Raw genomic sequence first — 16,443 nt, 5'->3', positions numbered from 1 at the left:
CCCTTTGAAACATGATGATTACGAACTTTTTGATCAAGATTTTGACCTTTTTATCAGAAAGGGATTAGAGTCCTTTGGATTAGATCCAGAAGGGAAGGTAATTGAAAATGAAAATATCGATCGATAAATCTACTCTATTTAAAGCTTTGGATCGAGTATCTAAGGTATTGAGCAGCAAAACAATTATTCCAATACTCTCCGAAATATTAGTCATTGCAAACGAAGAAGGTCTATCCCTGACTGGCGGTGATGGCACTGTATTCCTTCGAACTAAGATTCCAGCGGATGATTTCCAATTGATTAGCCCCGGATCAGTGGCTATCCCAGGAAAGAGATTTCTGGAAGTTGTTAAAAAGGCTAAGGATGTAGTTGATCTATCCGCAGAGGGACAGACAACTGAGATTAAGAGCGGCAGATCGAAGTTTGAAATGGTTGGCATGGACCCGGCAGAATATCCAGAATTTGAAGAGGAATTGGGAAAGACGGTTCGAATTACTGGTCAAACCTTAAAAGAACTGGTCAGCAAGACTTCATTTGCTACGTACACGGAAGAGGACGCTCCTATTCTCACTGGTTTAAGACTCCGGTCGATTGATAACGAAATCGAAGTCACAGGAACGGACAGGCACAGGCTGTCAAAGACTTCAGGAAAATCCGAAGAAGGATTCGATTTTGAAACCGTAGTTGGAGCTGCTGCATTAAATGAACTCATTAAAATATTACCGGATAAAGAAGTCATAAGCATCTCTTTGTTTAGAGGTAAATTTATCGTTAAATCTGAATCGTTTGTCTTTTTGTCAAGGGTGCTAGAAGGTGCTTATCCAGACGTTGACAGGATCACTCCGACAAACTTCGAATCTGTAGCCACAGTAAAAACTCAGGATTTTATCGAAGCGCTTCAGGGAGTAAATATTTTCGCCAGAGAGAAAAAAGGCTTGGTAAAAATGTCCGTGGGCGATGAAATCGAATTGAGATCTGAATCGGATGAAGGGAAAGCCAACGAATTTGTTGGGGTACAAGAATTAAGCGGAAAGGAATTTATGGTTGCATTCAACGCTAACTTCGCTTTAAGCGCTCTTAAGACCATAGAAACGGAAGAAGTAGCCATTAACTATACAGGTAGGATGAGTCCAATTGTATTCAAGGGCGTTGGAAACGAAACTGATACCCACCTGATCCTACCTTATCGCATATCGGAGGGTAAATAGCATCGTGAGTAAATACAACGCTACTAAGGTCATTGTCACCCCTGATGGAACATTATTCGAAGCGTGGTTAGTAGAAAAATATGAACTTGACGTACAAGGCATACTCTTTGATAGCAAGATGGAAGGCGAGTATTATCAAGAACTGCTTCTGAAGAAGAAATACGGAGAGATAAAAGACTTCTCATGCCAGCCGAAGTTCGTTCTTCAGGAGCAGCCAAAAATCACATATATCGCAGATTTCCTTATCACCGATCTTGACGGATCAAAACGAGTAATAGATATCAAAGGAGTAGAAACATCTACCTTTATGGTAAAACTCAAGCTCTTTCAGGCCTTGTATCCGACTTTCCACATCGAAATACTAATAAAAAAGCGCGGCGAATTTGTGCCGTTGGAGCAAGTCAAAAAAGAGAAAGCGGCTCGGAAACGGGCCAGAAACAAGCTATTAAACCAAGCAGAAGGGAAGATGAAGAATGACCGAAATTCTTGGAATGGAAATGAAATTCACGGTAATCAAAAACGAGGACGTAGATAAATATCTTGATGATCGTGACAGAAGCGAACTGTCTCGTATCCTCTGGAAGATTGAGCAAGGCCGCTACGAAGAAGGTAAGGATGCGGCGAATACCTATCTGGTTGTTAATACCGATGAACCATATGCTCCAGAAGTAATCGCAATCATGAAAGATCATGGTCATTGGGGATTTTCCGAAGATCCCAACCAAGTTACCGCTCAGATCGAGAATGATACTTTAGTTCTCAATGATCATGAAGGATAGGTTATGGAACAAGTAATTTCATCTATCAAGAAAATTAGGTGTCATGTCATTACTGATGAATATAAGCTTCACAACATGATAGCACAGCAGCTTACTGCCGCAGGGATTTCATTTCAACATGAAGTCCCTCTGGCCCCACGAAATCGAATTGACTTTCTTACTGGTGATGGGATCGGCATTGAAGCCAAAAAGGGTAAACCAAACGAGGTTAGCGTTTATAAACAGCTTGAACGCTACGCTGGATTCGATGATGTAAAAGGATTGATTCTCGTAATCGAACGGTATATGGACCTGCCTGAAACCATTAACGGTAAACCTGTTGTATCAATCGGACTTCGAAAGCTTTGGGGAATATCGAGTAAATGAGGTGATTGTAATTGGAAGCATTAGAAGAGATTCCTGCCTATCTTAAGTCTCCTGGAGCGGCTGATTATTACTACGGAACTTTGAGATATGAAGATAGAACTGATAGTTGGATAATCGAAGGCGAACCAGTAGTTTGTCAGGCAGCTAAACGGCTATTTCCAGGAGCGGAAGGAAGATACAAGGGAATTGCTAAGTTTAAGAGCAACAAGCGTACAAATGGTGATCTGAACTGGCTCATGATGCGTTATCCACTCAGGATCATCGATCAGGATAAATGGGATCGGCAATTTAATGAGGCAGTTAATTATGTTCTCAAGCGTAACGAGATCAGGCGCGGGCCCCAAAAAATCGAACCGTCTCGAATGTACTTTAACGGAGTTCTGGCAGAGTTTCAAAAGGAAGGGGTAGCATTTCTCAATAACAACGCTCCAACTCTTCTGGCTGACGATATGGGGCTTGGAAAGACAGTAGAAGCACTGGCTTGGATAGCTCACCAGAATCGTTATCCAGGTATCATAGTAGCTCCAACAAGTGTGCAAACTCAATGGAAAAGCCAGATCCTTAAGTTTATCGTTCCGCAGCTTGCGACAGGAGAAATAGCCTTATTTCCCAATCCAGATAAGTCAGTTCATATCATCAAAGGCTTGACACCATACGAACTTCCACCAGCAAACTTCTACATTATCCATTATGGATTGCTTCGAGGTTGGAAAAGTGTATTACCTAGCTACAATTTTGAATTTGCGGTCTTTGATGAAATTCAAGAATTACGGAGAGCCGGTACTGAGAAATATAGTGCATCTTCTCTCTTGTCAGAAAGCGTTGGTAATTCAATCGGTTTGTCAGGCACACCAGTTTACAACCAGGGCGGAGAAATCTGGAACGTCATGAACATCATAGAGAATCAATGTCTTGGTGATTGGGGCAGTTTTACACGGGAATGGTGCTATGGATACGGAGAAACGACTGTGACCGATCCTGAGCTTCTTGGGGAACATCTACGGCGCGAAGGGCTTATGCTCCGGCGCACAAAAGAGCAAGTTCTTACAGAGCTTCCGCCAAAACGCCGAATCGTCCAGGAGATCGATGCTGATGAGAAGACATTCATAAGGGAAATGAAATCCGTATTCGAATTGATAGAACGTTATGACACGATAGCGGATAACTTTGAAAAAGGTAGGGCCAAACGGGAAATAGCCCAGGAGGTAAGGCAAGCTACTGGCGTAGCTAAAGCTCCTTATGTGGCAGCATTTGTTCGGATGCTGCTTGAAGCTGGAGAAGCTGTTGTCTTATACGGATACCATCATTCTGTATATGAAATTTGGGTGGAAGAGTTAAAGGCATTTAATCCAGTTCGAGTAACTGGAGCAGAAACACATACACAAAAGGAATACGCCAAAGAGCAGTTTATCAAAGGAAGGACTAACTTAATTGTCATATCGCTTCGGGCTGCTGCTGGTATTGATGGCTTGCAAAATAGGGCAAATATCAACGTATTCGGGGAATTGGATTGGTCGCCGGGCATTCATAGCCAATGCGAGGATCGTACGCATCGTATGGGTCAAAAGGATTCAGTATTGAGCTACTACCTTGTATGCGGTCAAGGTAGTGATGAGCAAATGATGGAGGCTCTAGGGTTTAAAACGGCTCAGTTTGCTGGGATCATGGGCGAAAAAACGGAATCAGAAGAAGACAAAGCTATAGCTCAGGTGGAGATCGGCAAGCACCTTGATAAAGTAATCGAGAAATTGAAGAAACGCGGGTGAATGTTATGGGGATTAAAAGAAAACCTGGGGAACGAAAAATGATTACTGGACCTTACGGGACATATGAACAATACTACCTCTCGGATGTAGAATTAGCAAAGTATCGAGCCATGCCGCCAGACGAATATTGGGAAACTAATTCTCGACCGATCAGGCCGCCCGAATTCAAAAGTCGTCAGGACAAGAAAAATAAAAACGGAGCATAGAGGATTCTATTCCTCTTGCTCCACCCTTAACTCTATTAACTGGCTAATATCGTTAAGCTTCAACGCTTCGGCAATCTTTTCTAGATGATCTCGATTGATCGAAGTTCGCAAATTATTACATATTTCGCTTACAGCAGCCCGACGCAATCCCGTCATTTCGGCTAGCTGCTTTTGTGACATATCTCTTTCATCTAATATTTCTTGGACTTTAATCACAATAGATACCATGTTCACGCACCTCCGTTGCTTAAATATTATCACAAGAAATATAATTACGCAATTTCGTATTTTAGTATTGACATTACGATATAACGGAATTATAATAAAAGTACGAAATAACGAAATTGTGTAATTAACGGGAGGTAATAAAGATGGGGACAATTAATTTGCAAGGAGTCGGTTCTGTAAGTGCTATATCAGCCGGAGAACTAAAAGTAGGGGATGTATGCGTTTGGAACTTCGGCTACAAATCTGAGGTCGTGGATGTGATCGTAAGCAAAACAGGAAAAACCATTACGGCAATGCTTAAAAGCTGCAACGATGGGATAGTGCGGGGACGAAGATTAGGAGTAAATAGTTTAGTCGGCGTGGCAAAATGAAAAGGAACCAAAAAACGCAGCCCGCGCGGCAAACGTAAATAGGTTCCATTGGAGAGGGTTAGCGCCCCTCTCCTCCCAATCTTAACATAAATGATTCGAAATATAAATGGGAGGTATGAAGATGTTTAAAAAGTATAGAGCGACGAGGGCTAATGTGATATTGCTAGAGAGCGCCATGAAGGCGTTGGGTTATTCAGTCGAAAAAGTAAGTGCCGAGAAAGATTATAAAGGATTTAAATATAGTAATTGGCATCTCATGTTTCACGATGTAGTTAATTCAAAAATGCAAGAACTTGAGATGGAACGGATCGGCAAAACGAACATAAAACAGCCCGGTATGAATCCGTGGAAAAAGAACCTGAATCGCGCAATTTACCGCCGTGATGATGGGCGTACATTTATAGCAGGTAAACACTGCGCCCATCCGGAGGAGATCGCCGGGAGGGAATATACCGAAGTAGTAGAGGTTTTAGGATGCTGGTTCATTAAATAAGAGGAGGTATAAACGTGGAAACAGTAACGACTATTATCGCCTTTGCAGCATTGGTCTTATCGATTGTCGTGCTGATCCGGACGATTAGACGTAAATAAACCGCCTGATGATGGCTGGAGGGATACCAGCCGAAACCTAGCGCCTTTCGGCGCGATGGTCGCGGATATCCGATCCAAAAACAAGGTCAGGAAAGTTTTCCTGACGTGAAGGGAGAAACTGTATGCAAGATTATAACTTAGCAGTGGTATTAAGGATGGAATTGGAAGATGAATTATTCCCTGATGGGATGAATACGGAGCAGATAAAGATCCTCGATAGAGTTGAACAAAAGTTCAACAAGGCTTATCAGGCCGGATATAAGGATGCTCAGCTTTTTTCTAGCGTGGAATGGAGTAACAATGCTTGTCTAGGATATGTCATTCTTGGAGCAAAAAATATTAGTTACACAGACAAACAGATAGCAAGCATTGTTCATTCTGTATATCGAGAGTTCGATTTCAAAACGATCGAAGAAGCAAAACAGGCGTATGAAAGATCACATTACTGATCGGAGGGGGAACAAATGTCTACTAAGTCTATCAATCTACTAGAGCTTGATGATCAACCAAAAGAGCTTCGAGAAGCAATCGCTTTTTACGCGGCTCATACCGTTCTTCCATTAAGCTTCTCAGCGGCAGAAAGGGAGCATCATTACAAAGTATTGGAACAAGCTGGTTATATCGAAAGTTTAGGGGCATAAAGCTAAAATCCGTAGTGGGCGCGTAGTGGAATAGGCTCAAAATATAAGTATAAACAAAGTAAACGTGAAGGGTGGTGAGTGAGAATGCATCAGACATTTTGGAAGCCTGAGAAACAGGCGAAAGAGAAGAAGGTATATAACAGTCTTCAGCAACGAAAACCAAAAGCCAAGAGGGATGTTCCAGAATGGAAGAAGGACATTCTCTCTCACCACACATCAAGACCAAGCACAAGGGAGCGCGGTGAGTTTCCAAAGGAAGTTATCACGGAACTGATAACTGAATCAAGCGGAGTATGCCAGCATTGTAAGGCTGCTGAAGCAACAACAACACATCATGTTATGCCGCATTGGATTTCGGTCTACCGCGACAAGTATGGTGAGTATTTCTGGTTTGATGAACAAGATTGGGAAGAGTACAACCGCAAGCAGGAAGCTATCAAGGCCGCTGAAGAAGAGAAGAGAGAGCGGATGAATCAAATCAAGCCGGTAGCAGAATTGATTTCCACAGCTGCTGGTCGATCTCTAAAGGCCAAAGAATTGCGTCTTCTTGAAGGTTTTGATGATAAGGAAATGGCCGTATTTGCTTCAATGATTTCTGACTTGGTAGCAACTCATTCTATAAAACCATCTTATGCATATGGAGAGAGATTCGAAGATTAAGGAGTGATCTTATGCACGGAACTGATATGGAGTTTCATAACAAGTATCCGATGGTTTATTTTACTGCTAAAATGTATGGATTTTCTTCAAAAGATATTGAGCAAATGATCGATGAAGTAATGTTTGATGAATATTGCAGAAAATATATCAAGGATAAGGAAATGTGTGAGATATCCTTGAAAGCTTTGTTCTATAGACTTGATGTTAATAAAGATGAATTCATGGCCAAGGTCAAAGAGTTGGCTAACAAGAAGACAGAAGAAGAGTTGAAAGAGCTTGTTGGTTGGCAGCAAGTAAATCTTGTATATGCCCTCGCAGGGCTTAGTTAGGAGGATAAACTATGAAAGCTATTACTATTATTCAACCGTGGGCAACGTTGATCGCGCTCGGGGAAAAACGATTTGAGACACGGAGTTGGCCTACGAAATATAGAGGGCTGATTGCAATACACGCTGGTAAGAAGATCGATAAGGAAGCTTGCATGCAGCCGGAGATCAGCAGAGCGCTGGAACGGCAGGGATACACTGCGGATAACCTTCCTACTGGCGCAATAGTGACCGTGTGCAATTTGGAAGAAGTGCATCAGATAACAGTTGCCAGAGACAGTTTTGCTGGCTCAGTAAATCAGAATGGCGAAATAGCAATGCACGTTGAGGGAGACGAATTCGCCTTTGGCTGGTATGAGGAAGGGCGCTACGCTTGGGAACTGCGCACGGTACGACTGATAACTGAGCCTATTCCGGCTAAAGGGCAACAAGGACTATGGAATTGGGAGGGATTGGGTTGATTCCTACTAAATTTCGAGGGATACCTAAAGATACTAATGAATTTATATTTGGTTCATTAGTAAAAGTCAGTAAAAGCGGATCTCTAGCAATATCTTATCTTGATGACGGCGGTCATATTAAGATGCAAGAGATAAAGAAAGAGACAGCAGGAATGTTTACCGGATGTGAAGATGGCCATGAAACAGACAACGGATATAGCAAACTTTGGTCTGGAGACATTATTGAACTTAAATATGAAGATGAATTAATCACTTGTAAGATCGAGTACAGTATATGTGGCTTTGTGCTTGTCTCAGACTCTTTCGAAGATGGATATGTATGGATGTCAGAATTAGTTGAAAGCGACGGTGCTTATGACTGGATAGCTGATTCCAAGCTGATTGGGAATATTTATTCACAAAATAATTAACCCGATTTGGTAGGATTGCGGAATAGTCAACTTCTAAATCTTAGTTTTCAGATGAAAATACAAGGAGGAATCCACATGTTAGGTAAAGCGAGCGAAATCAAGACAATTGCCGTATATGAAAATCAATATAGTCGAGTTGATGAAGCTGTGAATCGTGCCGTAAATCAAATGAACGAATTTGAAATCATTGATATAAAGTATGCGTCAACTTTGGTTGGTCAGCGATTTTGGGGTTCGGCCCTCATTATCTACAAGGAGGCTAATACCCATGAGTAACAATATAGACCGGACACAGGCTTTATCCCACCTGAAAGGATGAATAAACACATGAACGGTTATGTAAAGTTGCCAGTACCATTTTTATATCAAGTAGATAGCTGCTATCAATTTGTGATCTGCACTAAAATGATATTCGAGCCTCAATCATTACAAACTACCCTCCGTGGGAAATTGTACAGCTATGAAAGCGAAGATTTGAGAGAACTTGGCACAGCGGAAGTCGTGATTGATGGAAAAGAAAACATCGTGATGCAACTTGATGAAAACGGAAATTACATTGACTGAACACTATAAACCCATAGAGGGGAGAGGTGAAAGGAATGGAATGGGAAGTAGTCAAAAATGCGTTGAATCAGGCTACTAGCGATTTTAGGGCATTATTAAGCACTGGTGAAGTTTTAAGCCTTGAACCAAAGGATGTAATCATGCTGATCGAAATTGCAGAAAAGTCTCAGCGGCAGCTTACCGAGAAGGACGCAACCATAGAACGGTTGGAAGAACAATCTAAAAAGTGGGAAAAAGCATTTGATAATGCAGATCGGCAGTACCTAAAGAAAGAGAAAGAAGCAGCGGAGTTAAGACGAATGATTGATAGGCGTGATGAACGTCTGAGCAAAATGATTGAGGAATGCTCTGGCCTACGTAAAGCACTAGAAGAAGCAAAGCGCAACATCCAAAGAATAGGGCTCTATGCAGAAAGTCCATATTTAGTAATTAATACAGGTGAGGATGCTATCAAGGAAATTGACGCTACGTTAGGGGAAGGTGATAAGGAATGAGTAAAATCCTAAAGCGAAGATACAAACAATCAAGGATCGAATTTAAAAGTGAGTTGTTGGAAAGATGCGAGGATAACAAGGCGTTAGCAATGCTTCTGATTAAGACATATGCTGCGTGGCATCACAGGAGACATATCGGGAAGATTTGGGCAATGTTCAGAAACCCAGACTATAGGGAATTTCAGATGGATTATAGCAAGAACTTATTTGGAAAACATCTTTCAGGTAGAAGTGATATTTGGCACTCTTTGTACTTTGCAGATAGAGATTTATATGACAAATATGCCCGAAAAATACCGGAATGCTATGCGATGGGTGACGCTTTAGGCATTGCGTACAGAGTACTGAGAAAGGCTGATAAGGAATGAGTATAGAGGATGTAAAACAAATGAAAGAGTGTCCACATTGTGGAGGCGGTTCTTATTATCAAAAGTATCAAGTCAGCGGGCCTTCTAGAGCGTATTCCAATTTCGATGGCACAGAAGCAGAGAATGGAGAAATGTATGAAGGCTTGACCTATAGGGGCGGTAAATACGCATACTGTGCAGGTTGTCATAAACGATTATTCAGGGTAAGCAAGTAGCCCTAGGATAGCGAAGATGGAATGGGCAGATTGCCCATTAATCCATCATATCGCAGACCATATTCATGAATAATGCGGTTTCGTGTGTGGCATCAAGTTCATTGACGCCTTGAGCTAGAAGAGATTGTTTGAATTCTTCGTATGGGTCGACTCCTGAGTCGCCCAATAAAGATAATTCATGCAAGAATTTGATATTGTTATTCATTTATATCACCTCGCATCAATTTTAATATGGCCAGCGGCAGAATGATAGAGGTTAGTTTTGTAAGGTTTTGTCGATCGGCTATAGAAGAGTAAGCGATGATGCACTAGGCCGAAGGCCATCAAATAAACCAAAGGGAGATTGATAGATATGAATCACATGATTATCGGAATGAAAAAAACACTTTCTGATCTGAATACGTGGGATACAGAAAATCCAGATACTCCAGACATCATTAAACAAGCGATCAGACACTATAGATGTGATTTAAATCAGGCTATCAAGCATCTTCAAGAACCGCCGTTTGGAATCAATGACCGCGTTGAGCTGACTTCAAGCAGTTATGAGGACAGCGGACATTATTCAGAAGATACGGGATTTGTAATTGATATCAAGTCTAATGAAATGCCAGATGGACTAATGGAACATGAAATTCTTGTAGTTTGGGACGATGGTTCAGAGGATTGCTGGATTGATGCTAGAGATTTTACACACGCTTAAAACGGCCGAAGGCCATCGACAGCGACCGAATAATCCTAGCGAAGCGGGGGCCGTATAAAGATTTTATTGTCGGGATAGAGGCATAACCAAGCCTCTGTCCTATTACAAAGGAGCATTAGAAAGGAAGGAGTCATATGACAAAAAATCAAAGGGTTGTAGTAGATTGGCTATCTAATACTGGATATGACTTTTTATCTGATCTCGTTGAACTGGAAGGGTATTATGATAGCGTACCAGATGAAGTATGTGAGGCGTTTTCGGATCTTTCAGGCAGAGAAAAAATCGAAGTGGTAAAACAATCAGCAAGCAACCTATTGAAAAAGTCTTAGGAAGAGGTATAAACGCCTCTCCTATCCATACCAGGAGGGATACAAAGCGTGACTAAGCAGAAGTTAATCGAAAAATATACTGAACTTTTGAGATTACACATGGAAAAGTACGAAGAAGCTAGGCGCCTAAAGCACGCAACGACCGATCCCGATCTAAAGGGGGCGTATGAACTGGAGCAAGAAAACCACGCCGTCCACAAACATGCCATTGAGGACTTTTTACAGGATCTACGCAGACTAGATTTGCAGGGATCACTATATGAATCAAGTTTTAGGGGAGGTTAGAGAGTAATGTATAAACAACTAAGACTAATAGATGCAGATTGGCTACTGGAATGCTTAAAAAAGGAAGCAGAGTTTTGCATCAAGGAGAAGTTTAACGAAAAGAATACTCGTTTTTACTTGGGGCGTGAAACAGTATTGACAGACATTATTAGGCAAATTGAGTCAGGTAAGTTCGATGTTGATCCTATCACCTTACCAACCATAAAGCCGGGAGATAAGGCAATTCATTCCGATTTAGGTCGGGTAAGAATCATGAGTGAACCGATGGTTACTGCATTAAAGGACAAAGATGAGTACGAGGTATATCTAAGTGATTTGGAGGTATCCCATGACTGACAAATGCGAAAAATGTGACGATAAGCAATATTTGCGCATTGAAGGTACTAATATTCTTGTGCCATGTACAAAGTGCAATCCGCATGGACATATGCAAGTTGTTCCTGCGAATGATGTGGAGGTAATATCCCATGGATAGAGACTGGGAAAAGGATATGAAGATAGTTGAAAACTTTAAATTTGCTCAAACGCTTGTTAACGGGATTCAACCAATGTTTCATGGTCAGTTCGCACCGTCTGAACCAATTGAATATGCATTAGAATACTGGCTACAAGAAACAAAAAAATTATGCGAAGTGAATCAGCAGAAACAGCGCGAAATACTAAATTTGCAGATTCGGGAAAAGAAACTACGTGAAGCAATAGAAAGCCTTATCGATGATGGTTTATTGATGATTCCAGACGGTGAGAACAGGGCAATGGATTTATTATCATCCCTGTATCCCTTAGATAAGGAGGGAGAAACAAAGTGAGCAATCCAATTTGTCCAGGATGCGGAAAAGAAATGTCGGAAAGTGAGTTTGCGGATTATGAGTGTATTAACGGTTGTGGAGGTTGGTTTTATGACGAACCAGTTGAGGAGGTAGAAGCATGACACATGAAGAGATACAAGAACGTTGTAAAGCTGCTCTATTAGCTGTATTAGGGGAGGAAGAGGAATGATTAATTGGAAAATATATAATCAAAACAATCCGCCAGAAGTAGGCAAAGCATTTTTAGTACATCGTATAGATGGTAGCGTATTTAGTGCCATACTTTTATTTGATGTTAAACACGCACAATTATATTGGGAGCAAAAGGACAGCATTACTTTAATCAATAACGTTACACACTATGCAGAGTTAAATCTCCCTGATCCGACAGAAGGATTTGATTGGTTTACAGGGGAGGAGTAGACATGAACAGTCATCAAGAAGTGCAATCAAGTGAAATTAACGATGATGTATTAGATACAGATAAAATCATTCAAATAACATTCTTCGATGATATAAATGCCGATGATGTTCGTAAAACTAAATGGCTCTTAGGCAAGTACACTGACATGATCGACATCATCAAGAACTATGAATTCGCTTTGAGCCAGATCGAGAACGGCTTGGATGCATACCAGCTACTCACGGCTGAGGGGACAGCCGGAAAAAGGGAAACAGGCCAAGAACTGACCGCTGACGTAACGGCAAATTCCGTGGTACTCAAAGACAAGCGGCATACCAATTATAAATACTATCTCTTCATTTCAAATAATATTAAATTCGCAATCAATAACCTGAGAGATCCGCATGAAGGATTGATTGCAAAGCTTCTATTTCTGGATGGCATGAAGTATCTCAAAGCTCAGGAATACTTGAGCAAAGGGTACAGGAAAGATATCTATCCTATCTCCGCGACAACATTCGCAGACAAGCGCCGCAAAGCTATTTCTAACTTAGCAAACAGCCTTAAGATCAATCGCACTTTGGATTGTGTGATAATCACCTATGGAAATGGGCGCAGCGAAGAAGGAGAAATAGGATTACGATTGCCCGGAGCGAGCTAACGACCTGATAATCCGTAGCGATAACGTATTGAATAGGATTTATAATAAAACATGAAATAAGAATATTGAATGATGTGGTGGCGGAATAGGTAGACGCTGGCGAGTGGATGCTCCAACCGTTATGGTCGCGACATAGCGGTTTGATCACTCGGATAAGGTAGAGCATCGTGCAAGGTGCAAATCCTTGCCCACATCTTATTACTGTGAGGGTTTCGCGTTGGCTGGTGCTGTTTTCCCTCCACAAAAAGCCTGAACCGGACGGATTGGCGGTATCCGTATAATTACCGCTTAATTATACCCGTGAGGTGATCGAATGAAAGTTGGAGATAAACGACAGTTCGGATTCCAGAAGGGTAACAAGATTACACATGAATACGGCGAGATTATCAGTGTGAATCGGAAAACGATGGACGGCATAAAAGTCGTGAAAGTAAGATTTTTTAATTGCACCAAACAATACTCATTAGATCACATTCAACACAGGTAATTCTAACCTTAACATATTCGTTACTCCACTCTTGTTATCCACTCCTCCCTTAACAGGCCGTGACCAGAACGGTTAAAGAGTGAGATCCTGGGCGCTGCCGACCGCGTAAATAAGTGTCGGCGTACATAATTTAAAATACACTTGAGGTGATATAGTGGATAAAGAAAAAAGAGAAGTTAAAACGACTCAATGCATTCATGAAAGAACGTTTAATGTGGTTTGCTAAGAATAGCTTTAATAGCGATGAGGCATACAGGGTGCATCAGGAAGCCATCAAAGACTTGGAAGAGTACGAAAAAGAGATCGAAGAGGAATTGAATGAAGAAGAGAAGTTGAAGTGGTTCAGTCGCCAATAGGCGGCTTTTTCTTTGCTCAGGAAAATTTACCTTACCATCGTAAAACTGATGTAATTGGCCGAAGGCCCCCGAATCGACCGAATCAGCTTAGCGCAGCGGGGGCCGAATAATAACAAGGTGGTGATCAATAAGATATGGGCCGTCAAAGAGATCCTAATAGAGATAAAGCAAAAGAAATATACTTATCCTCTAATGGCGAAATCAGTCTAATTGACATCGCCACACAGCTAGGCGTTGCAGATGGAACGATTAGAGGATGGAAGGCTAAAGATAAATGGGATGACCAACGGAACGGAACGTTCCAATCTGAAGAAAAGAACGCTCCAATAAATACGGAACGTTCCGAATCAAACGGAACGGAGCTAGAAGGAATATCTTGGGCGGAAATTGAAAATGATTATGTCACTGATATCAGAAAAAAAGGTTGGACATTGGAGCAGCTTGCAAAAAAATACGGAATCAGTTCTAGTTCTATAATGAAATATTCAGCAGAACATAATTGGGTGGAGAAGCGAAGAAAGCATACAGAGGGTGTGAAGGAAAAAAGTGCTGAAATTACAACACATCTATTGAGTAACGACATTGCGCGAGCAACAGCACGACATTTACGCATCTCTGACAAGCTTCTCAAAATCGTTGAGGATGCAATCAACGACGACCGCGAATTTTATAAGGTAGTTGAAAAATTACGTACCGGATACGGTCCGGGTGAATTTGATGAAAAGATCATCGTGGAAACCGTAGATGCTTTGAATGATGCTAAGTTGGTCAATGTTGTGAATTCATTCGAAAAAATTCAGAAGGCTCAACGCCAGACGCTTCGAATTCTTGATGAGAAAGATCAACAAAAATTTGAATTGGAGCGTTCCAAATTAGAGGATGAAGAAGATAAACCTACAGAGGTTGTTGTAAGAAGGTGGTCTAAATGACGCTTGTTGAAGTTGATCCCTTTGCCGATTGGAAACCTCACGACAAGCAAATTGAGGTTATGGAAAGCAGAGCGCGTAATAACGTTCTGAATTGTGGGCGACGCGGAGGAAAAACGAATGTTGGGGCGCGCAAGTTCTTCGATAATATTCTTGATGATATTGAACACGGAAAAGGACTTCCCTATCGACCACCTAAAAACCTGAAGAAGATGAAGAAGCCTAAACCTCGACTTGAATATTGGTGTATTTCTCCAACATATGCTATGTCAGAAATCCAACAAGAAGAATTATCAGATGTATTACCCGAAGAAATGATTGAATCATGGGACCTGTCCAAAAACCGTGTATGGTTAAAAGGATGGGTCCTTATTCAATTTAAATCAGCAGATAAACCAAAATCGCTCGTAGGTAAGGGGTTAGATGGCGTTTGGTTGGATGAAGCGTCCAAGATGAAAGCAGAAACTTGGTCTGGTTATTTAGCCTATGCATTGGCAGATAAAGGCGGTTGGAGCGTATGGACTACTACTCCGGAGGGTATTAACTGGTTCGCAGAAGAAATCGTTCTTAAGGGGCAATGGATCGATGCTGGATTAGAAGATGAACAATATCAAAATGATCCAGAGTGGCGAAACTTCTACTGGACCTCTATTGATAACCCGATCCCAGAGTTACAAAGAAACATTCAACGAATGATTGAAACCTATCCAGATAGGTATGTTCAGCGCGAAATATACGCGAAGTTTAACGTGTTTCATGGTCAAGTTTATGATGAATTTAGGCGTGATGTCCATTTAGTATCTATGAAATGCATTGATGCCGGAATGAACTTGTATGAAGTAACCTATGCTAACGGAGAACAGAAGGACATTATATTCAATAGATTTATCGGAGGGATGGACCATGGATGGAACGATCCTGCCGTGTTGCTTGTTATAGGCTGTACTGATGAAGATTATTACATTGTAGAAGAATCATATGTCCAGCATATAAATGTCCTGGTTGTAGATGATAACGGAAAACTAGAAGATTGTTTGGTTAAGCGTTACAAGGAGTTTGATTCCAAATATCATTTTGATGAAATATGGGCCGATCCTTCAGAACCGGAATACATTAGTACGTATAGAAAGTATGATTTACCAGTTAAGGAAGCGGATAATGCTATAGGCCCCGGTATCAAGGAAGTTGCAAGTCTGTATAAGGTAAAATCAGGAACCGGCAGACCAAATTTGTACGTTAATCGCGAATGTAAAAATGAGATCAAAGAAACTGAAAACTATAAATGGAAAGAAAATAGAGATGGGCAGCACTCTGAAACTCCAGAAGACAAGAATAATCATACACAAGACTCAAAGCGATACGCTATTTATAATGATCGTAAAACTGATACTGGATTCGCTTTTGGTTCGATAACATCCTAAAGGTTTTTGTTAACATATGTCGAACATAGTAGCAGGAGGTGATACACATGAAAATTACTGGTTTGAACGATCTAGAGAAGCAACTAAAAAGAATAACAGAAAATATCAAAAAGCAAGTTGATGGTGAAGTTAAGTTTGAAGAATTATTCAACGCTGATTTCATGTCTGCTAATACAAGTTTCAGCAACATAACGGAATTTTTTGATAACAGTCCTTTCCAAATCAAAACTCAAGAAGATTTTGAAAGCATCGATGAGTCAAAACTAGATGAATACGTGCTTGAATACACAAAATTCAAGTCATGGACTGAAATGAAGCAAGCTGCTGGGGCTATTTATGTTAAGAAGAAACTGAATCAATAAAATCCGTAGTAATCTAGCAATAATCAAATGATATATTTTATACAGAT

At 41.1% G+C, this 16,443-nt stretch carries 32 protein-coding genes; 30 read left to right on the top strand and 2 right to left on the bottom strand.

Annotation, left to right across the window (positions count from 1 at the left end):
- Positions 1–4 precede the first annotated feature (4 nt).
- From BFJ94_RS26070 to BFJ94_RS10100, 6 genes are read left to right on the top strand one after another with little or no spacing between them, the layout of a single operon-like run.
- The gene (locus BFJ94_RS26070) at positions 5–127 is read left to right on the top strand and encodes a hypothetical protein (RefSeq protein WP_268238146.1); all 123 of its coding nucleotides are present in this window, start codon (positions 5–7) and stop codon (positions 125–127) included.
- The gene (gene dnaN, locus BFJ94_RS10120; RefSeq protein WP_120462566.1) at positions 108–1,208 is read left to right on the top strand and encodes a DNA polymerase III subunit beta; all 1,101 of its coding nucleotides are present in this window, start codon (positions 108–110) and stop codon (positions 1,206–1,208) included. Before BFJ94_RS26070 ends, dnaN begins: the two co-directional genes overlap by 20 nt.
- Positions 1,209–1,212: 4 nt before the next feature.
- Complete coding sequence (locus BFJ94_RS10115; RefSeq protein WP_120462565.1) at positions 1,213–1,743, top strand: DUF1064 domain-containing protein; 531 nt, start codon at positions 1,213–1,215, stop codon at positions 1,741–1,743.
- Positions 1,682–1,987 (top strand): hypothetical protein, encoded by a 306-nt coding sequence (locus BFJ94_RS10110; RefSeq protein ID WP_240431904.1) that lies wholly within the window; start codon positions 1,682–1,684, stop codon positions 1,985–1,987. The genes BFJ94_RS10115 and BFJ94_RS10110 overlap by 62 nt, the downstream gene beginning before the upstream one ends.
- Positions 1,988–1,990: 3 nt before the next feature.
- Complete coding sequence (locus BFJ94_RS10105) at positions 1,991–2,353, top strand: hypothetical protein (protein ID WP_120462563.1); 363 nt, start codon at positions 1,991–1,993, stop codon at positions 2,351–2,353.
- Positions 2,354–2,364: 11 nt separating this feature from the next.
- Positions 2,365–4,119, top strand: coding sequence for a DEAD/DEAH box helicase (locus tag BFJ94_RS10100; protein WP_120462562.1), 1,755 nt, complete (start codon positions 2,365–2,367; stop codon positions 4,117–4,119).
- A gap of 212 nt (positions 4,120–4,331) precedes the next feature.
- On the opposite strand, the gene BFJ94_RS10090 is transcribed toward BFJ94_RS10100, so the two are convergent.
- Complete coding sequence (locus tag BFJ94_RS10090; protein WP_120462560.1) at positions 4,332–4,553, bottom strand: helix-turn-helix domain-containing protein; 222 nt, start codon at positions 4,551–4,553, stop codon at positions 4,332–4,334.
- A gap of 143 nt (positions 4,554–4,696) precedes the next feature.
- On the opposite strand from BFJ94_RS10090, the gene BFJ94_RS10085 reads away from it, so the two are divergent.
- The 13 genes from BFJ94_RS10085 to BFJ94_RS25360 all read left to right on the top strand — a co-directional run bounded on the left by BFJ94_RS10085 (position 4,697) and on the right by BFJ94_RS25360 (position 9,654).
- Entirely contained in the window at positions 4,697–4,924 is a 228-nt protein-coding gene (locus tag BFJ94_RS10085; protein WP_120462559.1) for a hypothetical protein, read from the top strand.
- Between the two features lie 121 nt (positions 4,925–5,045).
- On the top strand, positions 5,046–5,417 hold the full coding sequence (locus BFJ94_RS10080) for a hypothetical protein (RefSeq protein ID WP_120462558.1): 372 nt from the start codon (positions 5,046–5,048) through the stop codon (positions 5,415–5,417).
- A 220-nt stretch (positions 5,418–5,637) separates the two neighbouring features.
- A complete protein-coding gene (locus BFJ94_RS10075) occupies positions 5,638–5,964 on the top strand; it encodes a hypothetical protein (RefSeq protein ID WP_120462557.1) in 327 nt (108 codons plus the stop codon).
- A 15-nt stretch (positions 5,965–5,979) separates the two neighbouring features.
- A complete protein-coding gene (locus tag BFJ94_RS25365) occupies positions 5,980–6,156 on the top strand; it encodes a hypothetical protein (RefSeq protein ID WP_162944229.1) in 177 nt (58 codons plus the stop codon).
- Positions 6,157–6,240: 84 nt separating this feature from the next.
- Positions 6,241–6,816 carry an HNH endonuclease gene (locus BFJ94_RS10070; protein WP_120462556.1) on the top strand — a complete coding sequence of 192 codons (576 nt, stop codon included), beginning with the start codon at positions 6,241–6,243 and terminating at the stop codon, positions 6,814–6,816.
- Positions 6,817–6,827: 11 nt separating this feature from the next.
- Positions 6,828–7,145 carry a hypothetical protein gene (locus BFJ94_RS10065; RefSeq protein ID WP_120462555.1) on the top strand — a complete coding sequence of 106 codons (318 nt, stop codon included), beginning with the start codon at positions 6,828–6,830 and terminating at the stop codon, positions 7,143–7,145.
- A gap of 11 nt (positions 7,146–7,156) precedes the next feature.
- Positions 7,157–7,603, top strand: a complete 447-nt coding sequence (locus BFJ94_RS10060) for an ASCH domain-containing protein (RefSeq protein WP_120462554.1) — start codon at positions 7,157–7,159, stop codon at positions 7,601–7,603.
- Positions 7,600–8,013, top strand: coding sequence for a hypothetical protein (locus BFJ94_RS10055; RefSeq protein ID WP_120462553.1), 414 nt, complete (start codon positions 7,600–7,602; stop codon positions 8,011–8,013). The genes BFJ94_RS10060 and BFJ94_RS10055 overlap by 4 nt, the downstream gene beginning before the upstream one ends.
- Before the next feature lie 75 nt (positions 8,014–8,088).
- Positions 8,089–8,289 carry a sporulation protein Cse60 gene (locus BFJ94_RS10050; RefSeq protein WP_120462552.1) on the top strand — a complete coding sequence of 67 codons (201 nt, stop codon included), beginning with the start codon at positions 8,089–8,091 and terminating at the stop codon, positions 8,287–8,289.
- A gap of 51 nt (positions 8,290–8,340) precedes the next feature.
- Positions 8,341–8,577, top strand: coding sequence for a hypothetical protein (locus tag BFJ94_RS10045; protein WP_120462551.1), 237 nt, complete (start codon positions 8,341–8,343; stop codon positions 8,575–8,577).
- A gap of 35 nt (positions 8,578–8,612) precedes the next feature.
- Positions 8,613–9,071: a hypothetical protein gene (locus BFJ94_RS10040; RefSeq protein WP_120462550.1), complete on the top strand. Its 459-nt coding sequence runs from the start codon at positions 8,613–8,615 to the stop codon at positions 9,069–9,071.
- On the top strand, positions 9,068–9,439 hold the full coding sequence (locus tag BFJ94_RS10035; RefSeq protein ID WP_120462549.1) for a hypothetical protein: 372 nt from the start codon (positions 9,068–9,070) through the stop codon (positions 9,437–9,439). The genes BFJ94_RS10040 and BFJ94_RS10035 overlap by 4 nt, the downstream gene beginning before the upstream one ends.
- Before the next feature lie 20 nt (positions 9,440–9,459).
- Complete coding sequence (locus tag BFJ94_RS25360; protein ID WP_162944228.1) at positions 9,460–9,654, top strand: hypothetical protein; 195 nt, start codon at positions 9,460–9,462, stop codon at positions 9,652–9,654.
- 37 nt (positions 9,655–9,691) lie between these two features.
- On the opposite strand, the gene BFJ94_RS25355 is transcribed toward BFJ94_RS25360, so the two are convergent.
- Complete coding sequence (locus tag BFJ94_RS25355; RefSeq protein WP_162944227.1) at positions 9,692–9,859, bottom strand: hypothetical protein; 168 nt, start codon at positions 9,857–9,859, stop codon at positions 9,692–9,694.
- Between the two features lie 147 nt (positions 9,860–10,006).
- Between BFJ94_RS25355 and BFJ94_RS10030 the strand changes: the two genes are divergently transcribed.
- The 11 genes from BFJ94_RS10030 to BFJ94_RS09985 all read left to right on the top strand — a co-directional run bounded on the left by BFJ94_RS10030 (position 10,007) and on the right by BFJ94_RS09985 (position 16,396).
- Positions 10,007–10,357 carry a hypothetical protein gene (locus tag BFJ94_RS10030; RefSeq protein WP_120462548.1) on the top strand — a complete coding sequence of 117 codons (351 nt, stop codon included), beginning with the start codon at positions 10,007–10,009 and terminating at the stop codon, positions 10,355–10,357.
- Between the two features lie 134 nt (positions 10,358–10,491).
- The gene (locus BFJ94_RS10025; protein WP_120462547.1) at positions 10,492–10,686 is read left to right on the top strand and encodes a hypothetical protein; all 195 of its coding nucleotides are present in this window, start codon (positions 10,492–10,494) and stop codon (positions 10,684–10,686) included.
- A gap of 48 nt (positions 10,687–10,734) precedes the next feature.
- Entirely contained in the window at positions 10,735–10,971 is a 237-nt protein-coding gene (locus BFJ94_RS10020) for a hypothetical protein (RefSeq protein WP_120462546.1), read from the top strand.
- 6 nt (positions 10,972–10,977) lie between these two features.
- A complete protein-coding gene (locus tag BFJ94_RS10015) occupies positions 10,978–11,307 on the top strand; it encodes a hypothetical protein (RefSeq protein WP_120462545.1) in 330 nt (109 codons plus the stop codon).
- Between the two features lie 131 nt (positions 11,308–11,438).
- On the top strand, positions 11,439–11,780 hold the full coding sequence (locus BFJ94_RS10010) for a hypothetical protein (RefSeq protein WP_120462544.1): 342 nt from the start codon (positions 11,439–11,441) through the stop codon (positions 11,778–11,780).
- Complete coding sequence (locus tag BFJ94_RS26065; RefSeq protein WP_268238148.1) at positions 11,777–11,902, top strand: hypothetical protein; 126 nt, start codon at positions 11,777–11,779, stop codon at positions 11,900–11,902. The genes BFJ94_RS10010 and BFJ94_RS26065 overlap by 4 nt, the downstream gene beginning before the upstream one ends.
- A 64-nt stretch (positions 11,903–11,966) precedes the next feature.
- Positions 11,967–12,203: a hypothetical protein gene (locus BFJ94_RS10005; protein ID WP_120462543.1), complete on the top strand. Its 237-nt coding sequence runs from the start codon at positions 11,967–11,969 to the stop codon at positions 12,201–12,203.
- Between the two features lie 2 nt (positions 12,204–12,205).
- Complete coding sequence (locus BFJ94_RS10000; RefSeq protein ID WP_120462542.1) at positions 12,206–12,844, top strand: hypothetical protein; 639 nt, start codon at positions 12,206–12,208, stop codon at positions 12,842–12,844.
- 977 nt (positions 12,845–13,821) lie between these two features.
- Positions 13,822–14,616, top strand: coding sequence for a phage terminase small subunit-related protein (locus tag BFJ94_RS09995; RefSeq protein WP_120462541.1), 795 nt, complete (start codon positions 13,822–13,824; stop codon positions 14,614–14,616).
- Positions 14,613–16,034, top strand: coding sequence for a terminase large subunit domain-containing protein (locus BFJ94_RS09990; RefSeq protein ID WP_120462540.1), 1,422 nt, complete (start codon positions 14,613–14,615; stop codon positions 16,032–16,034). Before BFJ94_RS09995 ends, BFJ94_RS09990 begins: the two co-directional genes overlap by 4 nt.
- Before the next feature lie 47 nt (positions 16,035–16,081).
- Positions 16,082–16,396 (top strand): hypothetical protein, encoded by a 315-nt coding sequence (locus tag BFJ94_RS09985; RefSeq protein ID WP_120462539.1) that lies wholly within the window; start codon positions 16,082–16,084, stop codon positions 16,394–16,396.
- The last annotated feature ends 47 nt before the right edge of the window (positions 16,397–16,443 follow it).

Source organism: Paenibacillus aceti (assembly GCF_003614185.1).
In the GTDB taxonomy this organism is placed as follows: Bacteria; Bacillota; Bacilli; order Paenibacillales; family Paenibacillaceae; genus Fontibacillus; species Fontibacillus aceti.
Note: the sequence above shows the minus strand (reverse complement) of the source record. Positions and strands in the feature narration are given on the sequence as shown.